Here is a 20,843-nt window from a genome sequence, read left to right on the forward strand (position 1 = left end):
GTTGAATCGATTTTGAAAGGATGATAGTGATGAAGATGAAGCGGAGAATTAAAATTGCAGCATTATCAATGAGCATTTTCTTATTTGCAAGTATGCTCCCGACTGGAGCTGCCTCAGCAGTTGAAAAGGACAAGTCTCCAGGCATGAACTCTAACAAACTATTAAACGTAGCTCACAGAGGTGCTTCTGGACATGCTCCTGAACACACGCTTGCATCCTATAAACTTGGGGATGAAATGAAAGGCGACTACATTGAAATCGACCTTCAGATGACGAAGGATGGTAAACTCATTGCCATGCATGATGAATCAGTTGATCGGACCACAAACGGGACAGGCCTTGTAAAAGACTATACACTTGAGCAGCTAAAAGAGTTAGATGCAGGTAGCTGGTTTAATGAAAAATATCCTGAGAAAGCTAATCCTGCTTACGAAGGGCTTCAAGTGCCTACTCTTGAACAAGTACTCCAAACATTCGGGAAGGATGCTCGCTATTATATTGAGACGAAATCTCCCGAGGTATATCCTGGTATGGAAGAAGAGCTCCTTCGCATTCTTAACAAGTACAAATTAACAGGTGTTAATGAACGATCTAGTAAAGTGCTTATTCAATCTTTTAGTCAGGAAAGTCTATTGAAAATGCATAACCTCAATCCTAACTTACCGCTTATTCAGCTCATCTCATATAAAGAGCCAGCAACAATTTCTGAGGGAGAACTTCAAGAACTAACTGAGTATGCAGTCGGCGTCGGAATGTCTGCTTCAAAAATTGACGAAACGTACGTACAAAAAGTAAGAAGCGCTGGTTTACTCATTCATCCTTATACAGTGAATGAGAAAGAACAAATGACGCGCTTATTAGACTGGGGCGTAACGGGGATGTTTACGAACTACCCTGATCGTTTGAGTGATGTACTTCATAGTAAATAATCACAAAAAAGGTATTCGTTGGTAACTACCAACGAATACCTTTTTGACGTTTACCAGCCATATTGCTGAAGGAGCTCTGCAATCGCAGTATGATCGCTCTCTTCCGCTAACGCAAATGCCTCTTCACTTTCCTCAATAGAAGAAGGAAGGGCTCCCGCTACGAGGAAAGCTTCAACAAGTGAAGGATTGTCTTGTTTGATTGCTTCAAATAGCAATGGATCTCCTTCATAACGAGCATTCGCATCCCCACCTCTACCTAGTAGCAAAGAAACAAGTTCGGTAGACTTTTCTTTGGTGACTGCCGTAACTAGTGCACTTTCATCGTTTTTTTCTACCGTAAAGTTTGGATTTGCTCCAGAATCAAGGAGTAATGCACTTGTTTCTTCATTTCCTTGTGCGATGGAATAAGTTAATAAAGTATCATGCTCGCCTTCCACTTCTATTTCTAGGTTCGGATTATAACCATTGTGTAATAAAATTTTGATGAGCTCGATGTTTTCTTCCTTTACAGCTTTGACTAACATTTTCTCATTTCCGATTTCAAAATGAGCACCCATTTTTAATAGCAAGTCAACAATTTCGTTATTTCCTTGTTCGACTGCTACTTCTAGAAGGTTCTCATTTTTCTCATGATTTACTTCAGCATCCCCATCGTGATCCGATTCTTCATGATCATGTACCTCTACCCCATTCAGAAGTAGGAACTCAACAAGCTTGCTATCTCCTTCCATGACCGCATAAGTGATTGGTGATACGCCATCATTGTTTACTGTATCTGGCGAAACGCCCTCATGAAAAAGATCCTCCATCTCCTTTAATGTCGTTTCATCTGAACGATTCTGATAGAGGAGTTCCCACAATTGGTCTTCTTCTGTAAGAACGTCGGTGTCTGTTCCTTGATTTTCTGCACTAGCTTCTTTATGTGATTCAGACGTCGTTTTATCTCGATTTAATTCAGAACATGCCGCTACCACGATCAACATAGGCATGATCATCCAAAGTAACTTTCGCTTCATTGTTTCCCTCCAACTTTATAAAAAGTCAATTCCTAAACCATTATATCGTGAAACTCTCTGAGGAAAGATTAAAATTTAGTGAAATATGTCTTCGAATGGGACAACTTCCGCCCGTCATACACTTTAATAGTCAAGCTTCAGGGAGGACGAGACGTTGTCATACTTTAAAACGAGGAGGAAGCGCGGAGGTTCAGGAAAGGTTATTTTTAGCTTAATCGTCTTGCTGCTTCTCGGTGGCAGCATCGCTATTTGGATCTGGCAACAGCCTAAATCACAAGCCTTAGCAACTGTTAAGGAATTCTATTTATATGAGCAAAGTGGTGATTTCAAAAAAGCCTGGAACCTTTTTCATCCAGAAATGCAGAATCGGTTTTCAGATGAACAGTACAGTCAATTACGCTCACAGCTGATTACACAAGATATTGGCGCTACCTCGTTTACGTTCGATATTGGCAAAGTAAAAACAAAGAAAAATTGGCGTTCTGGAGTAAATGGAGTGATCATGAAAAAAGTTTACACAATGAAAGTCACGCTTCAGTTTCACGATCAGTTTGGAAATTTTGATCTCGTTCAGGAAGTGTTTGTAATAAAAGAAGAGGGAGAATACAAGGTCTTGTGGGATTACAAGTAGAAATAGAAGATTAAACAAACGTTTGATTAAGGGGAGGTGCCGGATAAAGTCGGCATCTTTTTTATTTTGAAATTAGCTTAAACCTTCCTTCTGTGATAAAAGGGATTGCACAATAACATCTCTTCGTGCCATCACGAACTTACAGTACTGCTTTTTCTTTTGATGGATAGTCCCAGGATAGCCTTCAATTAACGGAAGTAAATAAAGGTAGGGTTTATTAGGTTTATTACGTAAACGGTAGTAGTGATAGCTCGACCATGGATAATCTTCTGGGTCTGAGACAAGGTTTGCTTTTACGGGATTCAAATGAATATAACGGCTAACTTCAAGCATGTTTGATGAGCTATTTAACGGTTCATCAAAATAGCGTTTTTCAAAAACGTGGCCAGTTAACTCATATCTTCCATTGAAATAAGTCGCGTATCGTTTGTTAATGAGTGACATGATCTTTGAAATGGAATGTTCTTTGGAGCGAAGTTGAAGATGATAGTGGTTGTTCATTAAACAATAAGAAGCTAACTCAAACGGGTGTGTCTCGAAGACTTGATCGAGGATAGACAAAAACGTTCGATAATCTCTGTTATCGTAGAACAAAAGTTCTTTACGATTTCCTCGACTCACTATGTGATAGAAATGATTCGGAAGCCAAACTCTTGGTTTTCTCACCATACCATTAGTGTTGTTGCATGTGGATTTAATAGATTCCTGTAACAAAGTAGCTTCGTCATTTTTCTTCCTCCCTTGTCAGTAATCTTCTCTTTCTCCAAGAATAATCTTCCCCCTCTTACTCGTCAATCAAATTTTATCGACAGGATTCGGGGAGTGACAGGCACTCGCAATTTTAATACCAAATTAAACCAAATTAATGGTAGTATAGGGAAGTATTGGGCAAAAAGGGGGATATAAATGAAAAAAATTCACTTATTTAGCTTTGTTTTACTAGCTATAATCGGGAGTTTAGTAGGGTTTGGATGGGGCGACATGGGCACTATTGATCTAGATCAAGTTACATTATCTACTAATGAAAGCAGTTCTACAGCTGAAGCTTCTCATCAAGAAGATCATGAAGAAGAAAAAATTAATGAGCAAGAACTTAGAATTCAAAAACTAGAAGAAGCTGCTGAAAGAGGAGCTGCTCCTCATATACCTGTGTTAACCTATCATAATATAATCTCCAAAGAAAATTTGAAAGAGAGACACTATGGCGATGATGGTAATCTATCAAGCACCATTGTTTTACTTGAAGACTTTAAGCAACAAATGAATGTTTTGCATGAAAATGGTTTTTTTACGTTAACGCTTGAGGAATTCGAAAAATATATAACTAGCGAAATACCTGTCCCTGAAAAAAGTGTTTTACTTACGTTTGACGATGGTCATAAGAATAATTACATAGAAGCTTATCCGGTATTGAAGAAATATGATTTTCACGCTGTTGAATTTTTGATTACGAATCGAAATAAAGACAAAACCGTTCCATATAATACTGATACAAATCAATATCTCAGTCATCAAGAAATTGAAGCAGCAAGCGACGTCTTCGAATATGCAAGCCACACCAACAGTTTTCACAATTTGGATAACGGCACACCTTATCTAATCTCAAAATCTCTTCCTGAAATTCAAGAAGATGTAGAAACAAGCATTGAATTAATTGGTGATACAAACGCACTTGCTTATCCTTATGGGGCTTACGATGAACAGACGATGGAAGCAATGGATGTTGCTGGAATCGACTTTGCTTTTACTGTACAAGCTGGCTACGTTCAGCCCGGAGATGACATGCTACAGATTCACCGAAATTCCGTGAGACCTTATAATACAATTGAAGACTTTAAGAATGTGATGGAAATCAACTAACTTTATGCCATATAAAAGAACAGGCCATTGTGCCTGTTCTTTTATATGGCATTCGGCACCAATCCGGTGGTATCGGGTGGTGACAGGCACTATTGCCTCTACACCTTATTTGGCGCCTCTTCTCCTTCAAGTACTTTCAATAAGTTCATAGCAGCGACTTCTGCCATTCTCAACCTCGTTTTTACACTTGCACTCCCTATATGAGGAAGGGTAACGACGTTTGAAAGACGAAGCAAGGGATGATCAAGCGGTACTGGCTCTTCTTTAAAAACATCTAAACCCGCAGCCCATATAACACCATTCGTTAGGGCTTCATAAAGAGCATCTTCATTTACAATTCCTCCTCTTGCTGTGTTGATTAAAACAGCGCTCCTCTTCATCGTTTCAAGCTGCTTTACCCCAATTAAATTCTCAGTTTCAGGCGTTAATGGTGTCAAAACACATACAAAATCAGACTCCTTTAAAAGATCTTCAAACTCTTTAAACTGAAGATCTAATCTACTTTCTGCTTCCTGATTCCGACGACGGTTGTGATAAACCACATTCATATCAAATCCTCTAGCTCTTTTCGCCACAGCTTCCCCAATTCTCCCCATGCCTATAATCCCTAATGTCGCCCCATAGATATCCTGCCCTGTTAGCTGCATAGGTGACCAGGCTTCCCAGTTTCCTTCACGCAAATAATTGGATGCTTCAGGAATTCGGCGTGCGGTAGCCATTAGTAAAGCAAAGGTTAAGTCGGCTGTTGTTTCCGTCAGAACCCCCGGAGTATTCGTCACAACAATCCCGCATTCTTTAGCTGCTTCAATATCAATGTTGTTATAACCTACAGCCATATTGGCTACTACTTTCAGGTTGTTGGCTTTTTTTAGAAGTGAGTGATCTACTTGTTCAGTTAACATACAAAAAAGCCCGTCCACACGCTTAATTTCTTCTTCTAAGACAGCGTGCGGCACTGGTTCTTTATCCTTGTCCCACATCCTTACTTCACATGTTTCACGAATAGGCTTCACAATTTCATCTGGCAACTTCCGCGTAATATACACTTTGGGTTTCATCCACATTCCACTCCTTAACTCAAATTGTCTCTATCCTACATGTTTCACGAATAAAAACGAAATTCCTCTTCCACATAGAGACATTACCCGGGAAATTTCGAAGCGATACGCAAAATAATAACGGAATATTGTGATAAAATAAAGAAAATCGAAAGTTGAGGTAAACCATGTTACATAACTATCACTTTTCTTTTCCCATCCGCGTTCGTTACTCCGAAATCGACGGTCAAAAAATTGTATTCAATGCCCACTATTCTACTTATATTGACATTGCTACCACTGAGTATTTCCGACACGTCTTAGGTGATCGATTACAGAAACTTGCTGAAGATCGGTTGTTTGATCCGGTATTAAGGAAAATAACGATTGAATTCATCAAACCAGCAAAATTGGATGATCTCCTTGATGTGTACTGCCGAATTACTAAAATAGGTCAGAGTAGTTTTCAACTTGAGCACACTATAACAAGAAATGAGGAAACTCTTGTAAAAGCAGAGGTCATACAGGTGAATTTTGACTCAACTACCGGCCATGCAAAAGCGATCCCTCAAGAAATTAAACAAGCGATTACTATTTTTGATAAGATAAGTGATCATTAACCTTCTCATCATTTTGTGGATTTACAGAAAAAGTCGGCATGCCAATGTAATATGTACCCTATAGAGTAGACACTTAAAAAAAGTCTGCCCTATAGGGTACTTTTATGTATAATGAGGACAAATTCTACGATGGGAAATGATTATTAATGAGTAAGAAAGTATTCTCAGAGGAAGATGTCAAAACACTTGCCTCTAATAAATTTGTGAAATCAGTTAGTGAAAAAGGAATCACATACAGTGATGAATTTAAGCGAATATTCATTACGGAGTATGAAAAAGGAAAACTACCGAGTCAGATTTTTAAAGAAAATGGATTTGATGTCGATACTCTCGGACACGAAAGAGTACATTCTGCCGCGAGAAGGTGGAGACAGGGTTATAAAAACAAAGGGATTAATGGACTTACTGACACTCGTAAAGAAAGCTCCGGAAGATCCAAAGATAAGGAACTGTCTTTAGAGGAAAAATACAAACGTTTAGAAGCTCAAAATAACCTATTAAAAGCAGAGAATGATCTCCTAAAAAAGCTCGAAATGATGGAAAAGGGGATGGGAAAAAAGAGATAAAATTAGCTGCTTCTCTCAAGTTTGAATTAATCCGCCATATCATCCATGAGTATCAACTTAAAAATATGGTCCGATACTTATGTTCCGTAGTGGGTGTCTCACGATCTGGTTATTATCGTTATTTCACTGAAGGTGCTCGAAAGCGTCGAACAGAAAACGAGGCGCGAGACCAAGTTTTAAAAGACTGGATCCTAAAAGCCTATGCCTTTAAAAAGCGAAAAAAAGGGGCACGTCAAATCAAGATGACGCTAGCTAACCAGTATCAAATAACCTATAACTTAAAACGCATACGCAGAATCATGAAAAAATACGGAATCGTATGTCCGATCAGAAGAGCGAATCCCTATCGTCGTATGGCGAAAGCAACGAAAGAGCACAGCGTTGTACCAAACAAACTTGAGCGAAACTTCAAACAAGGCATCCCAGGGAAAGTACTTCTAACTGACATTACCTATTTGTTTTATGGAAATAAGAAGAAAGCGTATCTATCTACCATAAAGGACGGCTCTACGAATGAGATCCTAGCTTATCATGTGTCTGACCGAATTACGCTCGATCTAGCGACAGATACGTTAGTAAAACTTAAAAACAACCGTAAAGCAAAACTAGATGCGAATGCCTTTATTCATTCTGATCAAGGCTTTCACTATACTCACCCTACCTACCAAAAACAGCTAAAGAAATACGGTTTAGATCAGTCTATGTCTAGAAGAGGAAACTGTTGGGATAATGCCCCACAGGAATCTTTCTTTGGTCACTTTAAAGACGAAGCCTCAATAAAACCTTGTCAAACACTAATCGAATTAAAACGTGAAGTTAAGAGTTATATGATGTATTACAACCTGGATAGATGTCAGTGGAACTTAAAAAAGATGACCCCTGTTCAATACAGGAATCATCTTCTTAATGTTGCCTAGTCTTTTTTAAACTGTCCTTTACACAGGGTACATATTAATGAAAGCATACCGACTTTTCTATTTACTACGGTGACCAAAAAAGTTGAAAATGTGAAACTCCTTCATGAAACAACTTCATTATCTGCGAATTTTACTCCTTCTGAGCAATCCGCACTGCTGTTTGATAAAGCAATTGCACTCCTTTCTCAATATCATCCATTTCCGCAAACTCAAGCGGGTTATGGCTAATCCCCTTTTCACATCGAACAAAAATCATCCCATAATCACTGATATACGACATAAACAGAGCATCATGGAATGGTCCGCTCATTAAAACAGGGGATTCGAAACCGAGCGCTTTATCCTCTTCACTCATGATTTCTTTAATCCAGTCAGCACAATAGCGCGGCTCACTTCTTGTATCTTCGGTGATTGTATAGGTAAGTTTGTAAGTCGTGGCGGCTTCTTCAATGATCGTGTAAAGCTTTTTCTCAAGCATCGTACGGTGCTCCAGGTCGATGTCACGCAAATCCATTGTAAATTCAACTTTTTCAGGAATGATGTTACGTGAATTCGGAAATACCTGCACACTTCCCACAGTCCCAACCGTTGTTTCTTTCCCCTCTTCTTTTATTAACTGATCAAATTTCGTAATGATCTCACTGGCTCCAACCATCGCATCTTTTCGTAACGGCATCGGAACAGAGCCTGCATGTCCAGCGAATCCTTCAAGTGTAACGGTTAACCAGATAGGACCTGATATTCCCGAAACAATTCCTACAGGTTTGTCTTTAGATTCCAGAACCGGTCCCTGTTCAATATGAAGCTCGAGAAACGCTTCAATATCGCCTTTCTTGTATACCGGGCTTTGTGAAAGATCAGGCTCGACACCGAATTCTTTCAGTGCTTCTTTTCGTGTCATCCCTTTCTTATCTTTACGCTCGAGTTCACCATCTTCTAAAAGGCCAGCAAGAGCCCGAACTCCGAAAACACCTTTATTAAAACGTGAACCCTCTTCATCAGAGAAACAAACCACTTCGATCGTTCGCTTTGGTAATACGCCGTTGTCCTTCATCGTATGTACAACTTCAATCGCTCCAAGAGCTCCAGCCGTGCCGTCAAAGCGACCTCCATAAGGTTGAGAATCGATGTGAGAGCCAAGCATGAGGATTGCCTTATCTTTTTCTGAGCCTTCTATTCTGCCAATTAAATTCCCAAAACCATCAATTCGAGCAGTTAGTCCAGCCTCTTCCATCCATCCTTTTACAACTTCCACAGCTTCCCGATCTTCCTGCGAGTGAGCAAGACGACAGACTCCTGTTTCCCCAATCTTTCCAATCTTAGCAAGTTCTTCAAGATGACTCTGTAAACGACTACGGTTAATCCCCATTCACACTCATCCTTTTCGGCTTTTTATTCACTATAGCAAAGCGAATGCCATCGCACATTATACAAAACGTAAGGTATTAGCTGGTTATTATATATACTTCGTCTATTCAGGCAAGATATTGCCCCAAATGACATGGTATGCATTCGACATTATCCACCAAAAAACGGGTGGTGACAGGCACCATCATACCATCACCCTCTTGCCACAGCACCCTTCATTGCATATAATAGAGTTAGATAACATAAAGTATAAAAAAAGAACGCCGGTGCTTTCGCACCAGCGTCCATACAGCTGCTCCGCATGACGAGCGGCGGCTCAAAAGGCAAAAAGTAACTCACCTTAATCCTTGGCCGGGGCAGGGTGGGTTACTTCTTTTTATTACTGGAAACAGTAATAATCGTGACCACGAGAGAAGCAAAACTGATCATCAATACAAGCGCCTCGTATGTGCTCATCATTATAGGCAGCACCCCCTTTCATAAACGGGGTACCGCCGCCCACCCTGCTTTGCAGCTGATACTATTCATTTTATCATAGACATCTACCCTATTTGGATAGACCATTTACCTATGTTAGTGTCAAAACAAAATATGCCAAGATTCTAAATAAGGCTTAACGATGCGGGGCCACCCCACCTCGTTAAGCCTTTTCTCTTACAATGGACGATCATCAAAATCATAGTCTGCTGGATTCGGCGCAACTCGCGCCTTCTCAAGTGCAGGAGTATCTGGTCGTGCAATCTGATAGACGGCTGCTCCTACAATTTCCGCAACATTTTGGAGTTTCTCTTTACTTATTTTATCAATCGTATCATCTGGAGAATGGTACCACGGCTCAAGCGGCGCATGAATAAAGAGAGCAGCCGGTATCCCTTTTAGAAAGAAAGGCACGTGATCGCTTCTTCCGAGTTCTCCATAATCAACTGCGCCTGAAATCCTCGCTCCAGCTGAAGCACCAAGATCGGTTACAAGATTCTTGTTCCCATCAGGCGTGAACATAATAAGTTCCCCAGCATCACGACTTCCCACCATATCCATTTGGAAATGAGCAACCGTGCTTTCTATTTCATCATCAGTCAAAGAGTCTGCATAGTGGTAAGAACCGACTAATCCTTTTTCTTCAGCACCAAATGTAACAAATCGAAGCTCTGTATCTGTAGGGGTTTTCGCCATGATTCTGGCTAATTCTAGCGTTGCCGCTACTCCAGATGCATCATCGTTAGCTCCGGGACCATTAGGGACGGAATCGTGATGCGCACCAATGCTGACAATTTGTCCATTATCCTTATTCGGGTGCGGTTCTTTTTTCGCAATGACGTTATAAGAGGTTTTATCAATTGTCCCAGCATTTTCTACGCTTACAGTAGCTTTCACGTCTTCATTATTCAGCTGCTCCACAAGTTGAAGGCCAGCTTCTCTTGTTATCGCTACCGCCGGGATATCCTGTCCTTCATAAGCGTAGCCAAATGAATTGCCAGAGCGTCCTTCTCCGTTAAACATAATGACGCCAATTGCTCCCTTATCATAGACGTTCTGAATCTTTTCATAAAAACTATAAGTCCCACGCTCAATTAATGCGATCTTCCCAGCAACTTCAACACCTACTTCATCCTGAGAACCAAGTCCTACATAAACAAGAGATCCTGTGGCGTGATCGTTAATGGATCCTTCAAACGTATAAACATCGCCAGAAAAGACTTGCTCATTAAGAGAAAGCGATGAAGCTCCACCATCCCACTCCTGAATGGTAAAAGGCTGTAATTCCGTCTCATAGCCATAGCGTTCAAACTCACTTTTTATGTACTGTACCGCTTTGTATTCCCCTTCTGTACCTGATGCACGAGGTTGCTTTGATAATAAGGCAATGTTGTTATACATGTTTTCGCTGCTAATTTTCTTTATCACTTTGTTGTCAAATGCGTGGTCAGATTGTTCATTTGGAGCAGGCTTAGCTGCATCAACCGAGAAAGACATTGGACTTAGAACCAGACCTGTTGCCAAAGTAATTGTTAGCGCTCTCTTATTCAAATGGTATTCCTCCTTAGGATGAAGTAATCAGCATAATTATTCCATTAATTGAATGTTTAGTAAATTACTCATTTAATCCTAATAAGAGCTTAACAATCCAAAATATGGACTTTTCACCTACAAAAAATTGAGCAATCTCAACCTTTTTCAGTCGAAATTTGTATATAAGTGTAGAGAAAATGAGCATTCTCGGTCATTTTTTAATTGTTTTTATTTTTTTCGTAAAACACTTTTAATTACTGTCCCATTGCAGTTATTTGTCCGCTTACTATAGAATGCTATCCAAATATAAATAAAGAGCCCTCCAATGAAGAAGAGCTCCTAATTAATATTTCCTTATTTATCATTCGACAAATTCTCTCAAAAAGCGGGTAGTGACAGGCACCATTTCACACCTTCCATAACCTCAATACTACTTCTTCCTGAACCACAGCATGTTTCTTCTCCGTCATCAAACTCACGCTCACATAACTTAGAAACGAAAGCAGTACCGGCAGCACAACCGTATGCATCCCAAATGCATTTGGCATAAATGTATTAAATCCAATATAGCTTCCAACTCCAACAAGAATGGAAGCCATCGCACCGCTCGCATTTCCCTTCTTCCAATAAAGTCCCATAACAACCGGCCAGATGAACGCAGCTTCAAGGCCTCCAAAAGAGAATAAGTTTAACCAAATGAGAAGTTCCGGAGGGTTAACAGCCATTGCAAACACCAATATTCCCAATACCATTGTCACACCTACGCTAATTCGCTTGATCGTTTGATCGCTCGCTTCAGGCTTCACGTAATTCAGGTAGACGTCTTTCACGATGGCAGAACTAACAAGTAGCAACAGCGAATCCACTGTCGACATGATAGCAGCCATAGGAGCAGCCAAAACAATTCCCGCGAGCCAGGATGGTAGCACTTCTAGGGCAATTCTCGGCATAACCGTATCTCCTACCTCAATTCCAGGAAGCACCGCGCGTGCAAACACCCCAGTGAGATGCATTCCGAGCATAATGACGCCAACTACGATCGTTCCAATTATTAAAGCACGATGCATGCCTTTTGAGCTTTTATAAGACATCGCTCGAACGGCCACCTGTGGCAAACCAACAACCCCTACGCCCACGAGAATCCAGAAAGACGATACATACAGTGGTGTTAAAGATCGATCAGCACCAAAAGGAGAAATTAAGTGAGGATTTTCAGACGCAAGCGTAGTAACAATGCTCTCAACGCCACCACCCGCTATAACCGTTCCAATTAGGATAACAAGCGTTCCACCTAACATCACGATGCCCTGAACCGTATCCGTGATCGCAACCGCGCGAAATCCTCCGATAATAACATACACAAGAACAGACACCGCAAAAATAAACAGTGCCCCCGTATAAGGCAACCCTGTCAACGATTCAATGAGTCTTGCACCACCGACCCACTGGGCAGCCATCGCGGAAAATAAGAAAATAATGATACTAAGCGCAGATAAAATGACAACCGCTTTGCTTTGGTAACGTTCCTTCAAAAAATCGATCAACGTAACTGCCCGAATTTTCCGAGACATAATCGCAAATTTTTTCCCCAGAACAGATAATACGAAGTAACCAGTGGCAAGCTGTGACATCGATAAAAGCACCCATCCCAGCCCCATCGTGTAAGCTACACCAGGGCCTCCGATAAAACTACTGGCACTTCCATATGTAGCAATCATCGTCATCGCGAGTATAAATCCACCAAGTTGCCGACTACCTAGAAAGTACTCTTGCAAAAAGTTCGAAGTCGATTTCAAATGTGTTGAGGCATAAAAACCAATAAGAAAAATGATAACAAGAAAAATAAGGAGAGGAATCACAACTTGCCAATTCATTCGTCCTCCTCCTCATCAAACAGAACTTCTTTAAACAAGAAGACAACCGCTAAAATCACAAGGACAATCACAATCCCAGTTCCAAGCAGACAGCTGTAGAAAAACCACGCTGGTAATCCCCATATATAGCTATACTCCTCTACTGGTTTTGAACCAAAACCGTAGGCAAATCCATACCAGAGTATAAAATTTATTAAAACAAGCCCAACGCCAATAAGCGCTTCACGATTGGCCACGAGGTATCGCGGATCATCTTTAGGCGTTTCTTCGTGTTGCTTCATGCTTTTCCTCCTTCAAAACAAACCTCGTTCTATTATAACCAGAAGGTCTTCTTCAACCATAGTGAAATGTTTATCACAGCGGACTCCTTAATGAGTATAGCAGTGAACCATTATAAGGGTAAAAGAAATAATGACATGCTGCCATGTTTTTCTTTGTATATCTCAGTAAACTAGCTTAAATAAGTACAGGCAAGCATATTCCGTTTATCATAAAAATCAAGGCCTACGTTAAAAGAGTGAAGCGCCCTATTCATAGGACTCTTCACTCTTTTATTTTGATATTAAACAAACGTTTATTTAACACACATTACGCCTTCCGATAAGCCCTTCTCTCCGCATAGGACACACATTTAAAACAAACCGGCTTCCGATTTCCCTCATCATCTAAATAATATTGAGGACGTGTAGGTTTCCTATGACAAATCATACATTTCTCTAATCCAATTAACCTTCGAAAAAACCCCTTCATATTTGTCACACTCCTAATCTTTAGTAAACTAATATACAGTACGAACCAAAATCACAACTGTTCCTTCAATCAAACTTTATCAGAAGGAAGATGAGAGTACACAATATGACAAATATCGGGGAGTGCCTGTCACCACCCACACCACCCAAATGACTAAAGGATGAGCATGCATGAAAGTAATCCTCGCTACCCCTTTCTTTCACCAGCTTCGCGGCAATACGATCACCGTTCGGCGTATTGCTGATGGATTGATTCATGCTGGTGTCGAAACGGAAGTGATCTCTATAACAGAGCAAGACGATCATCACCATTCCCTTAAAGATGCTGATTTGATTCACGGTTTTAATGCTTATCGTTTTTATCAATTTATAAAATCAATAAGTCCTCCAATCACAAATTATACCGTTACACTAACGGGAACGGATTTGAACCATGACCTAATGAACCCAACTAGAAAAAACGATGTTATTGCCTGTTTAACGAATGCGTTAGCAGTCCATGTTTTTGATGAAAAGGCTAAGCGCATTGTTCTCGATATTTTACCAAAATTAGAAAATAAGCTTTATGTGATTGCACAGGGAACGAGCACCTCTAGAAAAAGAAACGTACTAGAGAAAACCAAACCGGACACGTTCCATTTTCTTCTTCCCGCAGGCATACGAAAAGTGAAAAACATTCCGTTCGCAATTAATAGTCTACTGGAATTACGCAAAACTAACGCAAACATTAACTTAACGATTGTCGGCCCAATACTAGAGCCTGATGAGGGAGAGCTCGTTCAGCAGTTAGTTTTAGAAAACAGTGACTGGGTGACTTATAAAGGAGTGATTCCTCATAAAGACATGGAAGCATTATACAGTAATGCAGATGCTGTAATTAATACATCTCATAGCGAAGGACAATCCTCTGCTATCCTCGAGGCGATGAGTTTCGGTTTACCTGTACTCGTCTCAAAAAACAAAGGAAACATGAGCCTCGTTTCGAACGAAGAGACTGGATTCGTTTATGACGGCATCAATCAATTCTTAACATATGCTATTCGTTTAATCGATAAAGCGTCTCTCCGAGAAGTACTAGGTGAAAATGCAGCTACGTATGTTGAAGAGCACCATTCTGCGACACAAGAAATCTCAGCAATGGTTAACATGTACGAAAAAAGTCTGGCAGAGCTAAAGAAAAGAGGAAACGATGATGATTAAAAGTCCATGAGTCGTTGACAGCTCAAGGGTCGTGTACGACTCTATTGATCAAAACGTCATTACATCAGGAGAAAAAGGAGCAAATAAGACAGTCATCTTAACCTTTGATGATGGTCCAGGACGTGTGCTTCCTAAACTTCTCGATATTTTAAAAAAGGAAGAGGTACAAGCCATGTTTTTCTGGCAGTCACGCCTCCTCTATAAAGAAAGACCTTGGAAAAGAGTACTAGATGAAGGTCATCTAATTGGCACCCACTCTTGCAAACATCCTAATTTAACAAAACTTAGTTATGCCGAGCAGTTTGAGGAGCTTGAATACAGCAAGCTAAAAATCCACGAAATCACCGGCTCACCTGTGACTTATTTTAGGCCGCCGTTTGGTCAATATAATCTTGATACAATTAAAGCAGCTCAGGATCTTGGCTTAACAACGGTGATGTGGCGAATTAGCTCAATGGATTGGGAACTTGCACGCCATCCGGAAGAAATCTTACAAAATGTGATTCAGAACCTTGAAAATGGTGCCATTATTCTCCTTCATGAACTACAACAAACTATCCAGGTGCTCCCAGATCTAATCAAAAAAATCCGCGCCGAGGGCTATGAATTTTCCTTACTACCACCGTTGAAAAAATAAAAAAGAGGAGGTGGCTCATAAATGGCTACCTCCTTCCCTTTTTAGATCACGCAACGACTCATTTACCCTTCAACCTCTACTTCATTTACGCCTTCCACTTTTCGAAGAAGCTGATAAATATCCGTCGTATGATTTTTTTCAAACGTCATAAGTTTCAACTCAACTTGCGGGTTTCTATCTTTTGTATCTCGCACACGAACGTGTCGAATCTCAAAATCATTTGCCACAATGGCTTTCATAAAATGAGTCACATCTACACTTTTCTTTAACGTGATTTTGGCACGCATTTCCCGCTGTCTAAGTGCCTTTGGGCCAATCCGTTTGATGATCCATGGAAGAATATTCACACTGAACAGAATCAATCCAGCACCAACAAAAGCTTCATAATAAAAACCGGCACCCGCTGCTATTCCTAATCCAGATGCTCCCCAAATAATCGCTGCAGTTGTTAAGCCAGAAATCGCATCATTATTTCGCCTCAAGATTACACCCGCACCGATAAAGCCAATCCCAGAAACAATTTGAGCGGCCAATCGCATTGGATCCGTTCGAATATTCGGGGAAAGCTCCGCGAACGTTTCCGCCGATTCAATCGACACGATCGTTAACAAACAGCTGCTTACTGCGATGACAATACAAGTCTTTAAACCGAGTGGCTTATGCTTTAACTCGCGCTCAATCCCAATCATTAATCCGAGCAAACCAGAAATACATAGTTTAATAAGCACAACTACCATCGTTCGTCATCTCCAACGTCGTAAAATAGAAGTAGCGCACCTCTGTATTACTCTATTCAGGAGAAGGAAATATTAGAATACGACGAATGGCCACTCCGAAGCACTTAGTTTAGAGTTCGACAGAATGTGAGCTAAATCGGGCGGTGACAGGCACCTTCGTGCCCCGCTACGCGCTACCCTTCAACCTCCACAAACGTTGCGCCGTCAATGTCTCTTAACTGCTGATAAATACTAGTCGTATGATTCGCTTCAAAGGTAAGCAGACGCAAATCTATTTGATGGTTTTTTTCCTTCGTATCGCGAACGCGAACGTGCTTGATTTCAAAATCGGCCGCCTGGATTGTTTTCATAAATGCGGTAATGTTCGTTCCTTTTCGAAGCGTAATTTTTGCTCTCATCTCACGCTGTCTTAGCTGGCTAGGGCCAATTTTTTTGATAATCCAGGGAAGGATATTTACACTAAACAGGATCAAGCTTGCCCCTACAAACGCTTCAAAATAAAATCCCGCTCCTGCGGCGATACCTAGTCCAGAAGCTCCCCATATAATCGCCGCGGTTGTTAATCCAGAGATGGCATCGTTATTTCGTCTTAAAATAACGCCCGCACCGATAAAACCAATCCCAGAAACAACTTGAGCAGCAAGTCGCATTGGATCTGTTCGGATGTTGTCAGATATCTGAGAGTACGTTTCAGCAGATTCAATGGAAACAATCGTTAATAAGCAGCTGCTCACTGCAATAACCATACACGTTTTTAAACCTAGAGGCTTATGCTTTAACTCGCGTTCAATTCCAATCATGAGTCCTAGACAAGCTGATATACAAAGTTTAACGACGATAACTACCACGCGACACACCTGCCTTCAATAGATATTTCTATTATTTTACCAATAAAAGGAGCAAAGGATCAAAAGGAATTAACACTCACCCACGAAATAAATCAAATGCGTGAATCACACCACATAAAAAAGAGTCGCTAGAGGATCATCCCCCTGCAACTCTCAAACGACTTTTATATCATCACTAATGAATATCTTTTTTCTTAAAGCGACCGCCTCTTACTTCTGCAATATCGGCCATCGCAAGGAAAGCCGAATCATCATGGTCAGCGACAATGTCTTTTAATTTCGCTTCTTCTAGTCGAGTGATTACACAGAAAATCACTTTCTTATCATCACCAGAAAAAGCACCCTCGCCGTGCAAATAGGTTACCCCTCTGCCTAAGCGGCTTAAAATAGCATCGCCGAGTTCTTTATGGTTGTCACTAATAATCCAAACGGACTTTGATTCATCAAGACCTTTGATCGTAATATCGATCATTTTATAAGCAACATAGTAGGCGAGCAATGAATACATCGCGCGATCAAAGCTGAATACGAATCCTGCGCTACCAAGAATGAACAGGTTCGCGAACATGATAATTTCTCCAACAGAGAACGGAAGCTTTTTACTCGCAAGAATCGCAAGAATTTCTGTTCCATCAAGTGATCCACCAAAACGAATGACCATTCCGACCCCAATTCCGAGGACAACTCCGCCAAACAATGTGGCTAAGAGAATGTCATCAGTAAAAGCAGGGACAGGATGCAATAGCGCAGTCGATATGGATAAAATTACGATACCGTACAGCGTTGAAAAAGCGAACGTCTTACCAATTTGTTTGTAGCCGATATAAATAAACGGAAGGTTAAGAACGAATAAGAAAATTCCTAAGCTAATGCCACTTAAATGTGAGAGCATAATGGAAATACCAACAATACCTCCGTCAATAACCTGATTGGGTACTAGAAAAACTTCTAGACCGACGGCCATAATGACGGCACCTAATGTAATCATAAACGTTCTTCTGGCTTTTTCTTGAAGCGGTGTTTTTTTATGAATTTTCGTTTCATTAATTAACTCTTCTAACGGTTTACTTTCACTCAAAATATTGCCTCCTCTATTATCTATCAAAACATTGTACTTAATTTAAAATAAGATAACACTAACTGCAGGATACGATGACTAGATAGTCCCTCTGAAAGCTTTACACCCGCCATAATTGAGAGGGTTAAAAGAACAGCCCATCTGAGACGTTCGTGCTTGCTTTGCCATCATTATTTCACCTCAACTATGAGCATTCATCATTTTAAACTTATCGAGAAAATGACATAGCAGTTCGTCATCATTGCCATTAGTGAATGATTGTTTATAGAAGGTTGATAAGGTAATTAGAGTGAACAGCATATACATTCAGGAAGCCTCTCGCATCAGGAAAAGCTTCTATTTGCATCATGTTTTTTTGAGGATATGTAAGGTGATCCTGAAAGTTCTGCTCACTCGTAAACGGAACAAAAGGGCCAATGAGCTTTTGTTTCTGAAGAGAAACTGATGTCGGGGGAGGGATCAACTTTGCATCTGGGAGATAAGCAAATTCACTGATCGTCGGTTTATCGGCAGAATGATAATCATATTGGTTTAATTGCTGTGCTGGATTTATAAACACGAGAAAACCAAATAACATCAGCAGTAGCATCTGTCTCATCTCAAATCCTCCTCTCCCTGTCATACTTATCCACATCTTATTAATTTTATCACTGCTTGAAATTAATTGTCCACAAGTAGACAACGCACGTGAGATGTGCTCGACAAAATTTGAGTTTATTCGAGCGGTGACAGGCACCATTATTTCCCACCTCTTCCTAAAGAGCAAGACTATTAAACTACTGTTTTTCCAACAAAGGAAAATAAAACCATTTTTACGGGCTCTTTCACATGTTGACCCTCCCCTAATAAGAGGAATACGATTGGAAAGTAATTTGGAAATTGATGAAATTTAAGCAATCTATTAAGAAAGAAGGAATTGTTATGTGTGGCATTACAGGTTGGATTAATTGGTCTGGTGACCTCTCAACGGAGCAAGATACGCTAAAGAAAATGGCTGATTCTATTGCTCACCGTGGACCTGATGAAGAAGGATTCTGGCTGTCAGAACAGGCGGCACTCGCTCATCGTCGTTTGATCGTTATTGATCCTCGCGGCGGTAAACAGCCGATGACATCATCAGATCAACAACTTGTTCTTACGTATAACGGGGAACTCTACAATTATCGAGAATTAACGCAGGAACTACAAAAGAAAGGACATACGTTCACTTCTAATTCAGATACAGAAGTTGTCCTACACGCTTACATGGAATGGAAAGAAGAATGCGTGAAACATTTTAACGGCATCTTCGCATTTGCGATCTGGGATAAAAAAGAACAGCAGCTTTTCCTTGGCCGTGACCACCTCGGTGTCAAGCCGCTTTTCTATTCAAAACAGGGCGATTCACTCTTCTATGGCTCTGAAATGAAAGCGATTCTCGCGCACCCATCCGTGCAGCCACAAGTCGACCGTAAAGGCCTTGCTGAAGTTTTCGGAATGGGACCTATGCGAACACCTGGACAGGCTATTTTCAAAGGGATTGATGAAGTTCGTCCTGGGCATTACGTGATCGCAACAGCGGATTCCATCGAAGAGCACCGCTATTGGAAGTTAGAATCAAAGCCTCATACAGATGATGTAGATACGACAACTGAAACAATTCGTGAGCTTTTAACAGATACTGTTCAACGTCAGCTCATCTCTGATATGCCTGTTGTTTCGATGCTTTCAGGAGGACTTGATTCTAGTGGCCTAACAAGTCTTGCCGCTCAAGAATTCAAACAATCAGACAAAACGCTAGGAACCTATTCAATCGATTTCGACCAAAACGAAGATCACTTCCAAAAGGATTTCCTCAGACATGATATGGACGAGCCGTGGGTCAAACGAGTGTCTGACCATGTTGGAACAGACCATCATTCTGTCACGTTCGGAGCGGACCAGCTGCTTTCAAATCTCCTTGAACCAATGAGAGGACGAGATCTGCCCGGCGTCGGTGAAATCGAAACATCGCTCTATCTCCTTTTCAAAGAAATGAAAAAGGATGCTACCGTGGCGCTTTCTGGTGAGTCTGCCGATGAGGTATTCTCAGGTTATCCATGGTTCCATCAGGAAAAATATCTGGATGCTGAAGTATATCCATGGCTCGTGAACCTAAAAGGCATTTCTTCCGTGCTTTCTGAAGAAACGAAAAAACAAATTCAGCCTGAGCAATACCAGAAAGAGCGTTTTGCAGAAGCTTATGAAGAAATTCCATTCCTTGAAGGGGAAAGTGAGTTTGAAGCGAAACAGCGTCAAATGTCTTACTTTTTCATCACACGCTTCCTACCGTTTATGCTTGATCGCAAAGACCGCGCAAGTATGAAAACAGGCTTTGAAGTACGCGTACCTTTCTGTGATTATCGTATCGTTGAATACCTGTGGAACGTTCCAATTGATTACAAAAACGTCGATGACATTGAGAAAGGAATTCTACGTCGCGCTCTAAAAGGAACGCTTCCAGATGATGTCCTTTATCGTAAGAAAAGTGCGTATCCAAGTGATAAAGACCCAGTTTATCTTGAGGGTGTACAAAATTGGATGATCGACATTCTCGACAATCCAGATTCCCCTATTCTTTCATTAATTGATACGAAAAAAGTTCGTGCGATTGCTTCGAATGAGGCAGAAGGATTGAATACCGATCAAATGAAAGGTCTACTCGACTACTTGATTCAAATCAACGCATGGCTTGATGAATACGATATTGAGCTTGTCAGCTAGACAAATATCACCGGAGAACGACTA

General features: G+C 40.8%; 20 protein-coding genes. 8 read left to right on the top strand and 12 right to left on the bottom strand.

All coding sequences use genetic code 11. The features are described 5' to 3' along the window. The first annotated feature begins 92 nt into the window (after positions 1-92). Positions 93-929 (top strand): glycerophosphodiester phosphodiesterase, encoded by an 837-nt coding sequence (locus AC0VYJ_RS19480; protein WP_475367525.1) that lies wholly within the window; start codon positions 93-95, stop codon positions 927-929. Between the two features lie 50 nt (positions 930-979). Here AC0VYJ_RS19480 and AC0VYJ_RS19485 read toward each other — a convergent pair whose 3' ends face one another. Further along, positions 980-1,945, bottom strand: a complete 966-nt coding sequence (locus AC0VYJ_RS19485) for an ankyrin repeat domain-containing protein (protein WP_475365961.1) — start codon at positions 1,943-1,945, stop codon at positions 980-982. 154 nt (positions 1,946-2,099) lie between these two features. Between AC0VYJ_RS19485 and AC0VYJ_RS19490 the strand changes: the two genes are divergently transcribed. Further along, the gene (locus AC0VYJ_RS19490) at positions 2,100-2,576 is read left to right on the top strand and encodes a hypothetical protein (RefSeq protein ID WP_194218595.1); all 477 of its coding nucleotides are present in this window, start codon (positions 2,100-2,102) and stop codon (positions 2,574-2,576) included. Between the two features lie 72 nt (positions 2,577-2,648). Here the strand turns inward: AC0VYJ_RS19490 and AC0VYJ_RS19495 are convergent, their stop codons facing one another. Beyond that, a complete protein-coding gene (locus AC0VYJ_RS19495; RefSeq protein ID WP_404683449.1) occupies positions 2,649-3,290 on the bottom strand; it encodes an REP-associated tyrosine transposase in 642 nt (213 codons plus the stop codon). A 192-nt stretch (positions 3,291-3,482) separates the two neighbouring features. On the opposite strand from AC0VYJ_RS19495, the gene AC0VYJ_RS19500 reads away from it, so the two are divergent. Beyond that, complete coding sequence (locus AC0VYJ_RS19500; protein ID WP_475365962.1) at positions 3,483-4,436, top strand: polysaccharide deacetylase family protein; 954 nt, start codon at positions 3,483-3,485, stop codon at positions 4,434-4,436. Positions 4,437-4,534: 98 nt separating this feature from the next. Here the strand turns inward: AC0VYJ_RS19500 and AC0VYJ_RS19505 are convergent, their stop codons facing one another. Continuing rightward, a complete protein-coding gene (locus AC0VYJ_RS19505; RefSeq protein WP_475365963.1) occupies positions 4,535-5,494 on the bottom strand; it encodes a 2-hydroxyacid dehydrogenase in 960 nt (319 codons plus the stop codon). Positions 5,495-5,661: 167 nt separating this feature from the next. Here AC0VYJ_RS19505 and AC0VYJ_RS19510 point away from each other — a divergent pair, with 167 nt between their 5' ends. Both AC0VYJ_RS19510 and AC0VYJ_RS19515 read left to right on the top strand, forming a co-directional pair. Continuing rightward, a complete protein-coding gene (locus AC0VYJ_RS19510; RefSeq protein WP_303534985.1) occupies positions 5,662-6,093 on the top strand; it encodes an acyl-CoA thioesterase in 432 nt (143 codons plus the stop codon). Between the two features lie 146 nt (positions 6,094-6,239). Further along, a protein-coding gene (locus tag AC0VYJ_RS19515) for an IS3 family transposase (RefSeq protein WP_430241928.1) occupies positions 6,240-7,576 on the top strand; the annotation gives its coding sequence in 2 pieces (ribosomal slippage) (positions 6,240-6,624 and positions 6,624-7,576; 1,338 coding nt in all). A gap of 130 nt (positions 7,577-7,706) precedes the next feature. Here AC0VYJ_RS19515 and AC0VYJ_RS19520 read toward each other — a convergent pair. The 5 genes from AC0VYJ_RS19520 to AC0VYJ_RS19540 form a co-directional block, all read right to left on the bottom strand. Continuing rightward, positions 7,707-8,945: a hydantoinase/carbamoylase family amidase gene (locus AC0VYJ_RS19520; protein ID WP_475365964.1), complete on the bottom strand. Its 1,239-nt coding sequence runs from the start codon at positions 8,943-8,945 to the stop codon at positions 7,707-7,709. A gap of 365 nt (positions 8,946-9,310) precedes the next feature. Beyond that, entirely contained in the window at positions 9,311-9,403 is a 93-nt protein-coding gene (locus AC0VYJ_RS19525; protein WP_242057220.1) for a putative holin-like toxin, read from the bottom strand. A gap of 195 nt (positions 9,404-9,598) precedes the next feature. After that, positions 9,599-10,972: a M28 family peptidase gene (locus AC0VYJ_RS19530; RefSeq protein WP_475365965.1), complete on the bottom strand. Its 1,374-nt coding sequence runs from the start codon at positions 10,970-10,972 to the stop codon at positions 9,599-9,601. Between the two features lie 389 nt (positions 10,973-11,361). Then, complete coding sequence (gene panF / locus AC0VYJ_RS19535) at positions 11,362-12,828, bottom strand: sodium/pantothenate symporter (protein WP_475365966.1); 1,467 nt, start codon at positions 12,826-12,828, stop codon at positions 11,362-11,364. Further along, positions 12,825-13,109: a YhdT family protein gene (locus AC0VYJ_RS19540; RefSeq protein ID WP_475365967.1), complete on the bottom strand. Its 285-nt coding sequence runs from the start codon at positions 13,107-13,109 to the stop codon at positions 12,825-12,827. The genes panF and AC0VYJ_RS19540 overlap by 4 nt, the downstream gene beginning before the upstream one ends. A gap of 639 nt (positions 13,110-13,748) precedes the next feature. Here AC0VYJ_RS19540 and AC0VYJ_RS19545 point away from each other — a divergent pair. Further along, positions 13,749-14,777 carry a glycosyltransferase gene (locus AC0VYJ_RS19545; protein WP_475365968.1) on the top strand — a complete coding sequence of 343 codons (1,029 nt, stop codon included), beginning with the start codon at positions 13,749-13,751 and terminating at the stop codon, positions 14,775-14,777. Positions 14,778-14,808: 31 nt separating this feature from the next. Continuing rightward, positions 14,809-15,414, top strand: a complete 606-nt coding sequence (locus tag AC0VYJ_RS19550; protein WP_475365969.1) for a polysaccharide deacetylase family protein — start codon at positions 14,809-14,811, stop codon at positions 15,412-15,414. Between the two features lie 62 nt (positions 15,415-15,476). Here the strand turns inward: AC0VYJ_RS19550 and AC0VYJ_RS19555 are convergent, their stop codons facing one another. The 4 genes from AC0VYJ_RS19555 to AC0VYJ_RS19570 form a co-directional block, all read right to left on the bottom strand. Continuing rightward, on the bottom strand, positions 15,477-16,151 hold the full coding sequence (locus AC0VYJ_RS19555) for an MgtC/SapB family protein (RefSeq protein WP_194218587.1): 675 nt from the start codon (positions 16,149-16,151) through the stop codon (positions 15,477-15,479). A gap of 173 nt (positions 16,152-16,324) precedes the next feature. Beyond that, positions 16,325-16,999, bottom strand: a complete 675-nt coding sequence (locus tag AC0VYJ_RS19560; RefSeq protein WP_194218586.1) for an MgtC/SapB family protein — start codon at positions 16,997-16,999, stop codon at positions 16,325-16,327. A gap of 175 nt (positions 17,000-17,174) precedes the next feature. Then, on the bottom strand, positions 17,175-17,987 hold the full coding sequence (locus tag AC0VYJ_RS19565; protein ID WP_194219568.1) for a YitT family protein: 813 nt from the start codon (positions 17,985-17,987) through the stop codon (positions 17,175-17,177). Positions 17,988-18,339: 352 nt separating this feature from the next. After that, positions 18,340-18,675 (bottom strand): hypothetical protein, encoded by a 336-nt coding sequence (locus AC0VYJ_RS19570; RefSeq protein WP_475365970.1) that lies wholly within the window; start codon positions 18,673-18,675, stop codon positions 18,340-18,342. 323 nt (positions 18,676-18,998) lie between these two features. Here AC0VYJ_RS19570 and asnB point away from each other — a divergent pair, with 323 nt between their 5' ends. Continuing rightward, on the top strand, positions 18,999-20,819 hold the full coding sequence (asnB, locus tag AC0VYJ_RS19575) for an asparagine synthase (glutamine-hydrolyzing) (RefSeq protein WP_475367526.1): 1,821 nt from the start codon (positions 18,999-19,001) through the stop codon (positions 20,817-20,819). Positions 20,820-20,843: the final 24 nt, after the last annotated feature.

It is taken from the genome of Anaerobacillus sp. 63XJN7_5_ISO-PGPR-S23-430, assembly GCF_056173695.1.

Bases quoted from the DNA above. Each gene is read 5' to 3' on its own strand.
- AC0VYJ_RS19480 (WP_475367525.1), top strand. From the start codon at position 93: ATGCTCCCGACTGGAGCTGCCTCAGCAGTTGAAAAGGACAAGTCTCCA.
- AC0VYJ_RS19485 (WP_475365961.1), bottom strand. From the start codon at position 1,945: ATGAAGCGAAAGTTACTTTGGATGATCATGCCTATGTTGATCGTGGTA.
- AC0VYJ_RS19500 (WP_475365962.1), top strand. From the start codon at position 3,483: ATGAAAAAAATTCACTTATTTAGCTTTGTTTTACTAGCTATAATCGGG.
- AC0VYJ_RS19505 (WP_475365963.1), bottom strand. From the start codon at position 5,494: ATGAAACCCAAAGTGTATATTACGCGGAAGTTGCCAGATGAAATTGTG.
- AC0VYJ_RS19510 (WP_303534985.1), top strand. From the start codon at position 5,662: ATGTTACATAACTATCACTTTTCTTTTCCCATCCGCGTTCGTTACTCC.
- AC0VYJ_RS19520 (WP_475365964.1), bottom strand. From the start codon at position 8,945: ATGGGGATTAACCGTAGTCGTTTACAGAGTCATCTTGAAGAACTTGCT.
- AC0VYJ_RS19525 (WP_242057220.1), bottom strand. From the start codon at position 9,403: ATGATGAGCACATACGAGGCGCTTGTATTGATGATCAGTTTTGCTTCT.
- panF (WP_475365966.1), bottom strand. From the start codon at position 12,828: ATGAATTGGCAAGTTGTGATTCCTCTCCTTATTTTTCTTGTTATCATT.
- AC0VYJ_RS19540 (WP_475365967.1), bottom strand. From the start codon at position 13,109: ATGAAGCAACACGAAGAAACGCCTAAAGATGATCCGCGATACCTCGTG.
- AC0VYJ_RS19545 (WP_475365968.1), top strand. From the start codon at position 13,749: ATGAAAGTAATCCTCGCTACCCCTTTCTTTCACCAGCTTCGCGGCAAT.
- AC0VYJ_RS19555 (WP_194218587.1), bottom strand. From the start codon at position 16,151: ATGGTAGTTGTGCTTATTAAACTATGTATTTCTGGTTTGCTCGGATTA.
- AC0VYJ_RS19565 (WP_194219568.1), bottom strand. From the start codon at position 17,987: ATGATTACATTAGGTGCCGTCATTATGGCCGTCGGTCTAGAAGTTTTT.
- AC0VYJ_RS19570 (WP_475365970.1), bottom strand. From the start codon at position 18,675: ATGAGACAGATGCTACTGCTGATGTTATTTGGTTTTCTCGTGTTTATA.
- asnB (WP_475367526.1), top strand. From the start codon at position 18,999: ATGTGTGGCATTACAGGTTGGATTAATTGGTCTGGTGACCTCTCAACG.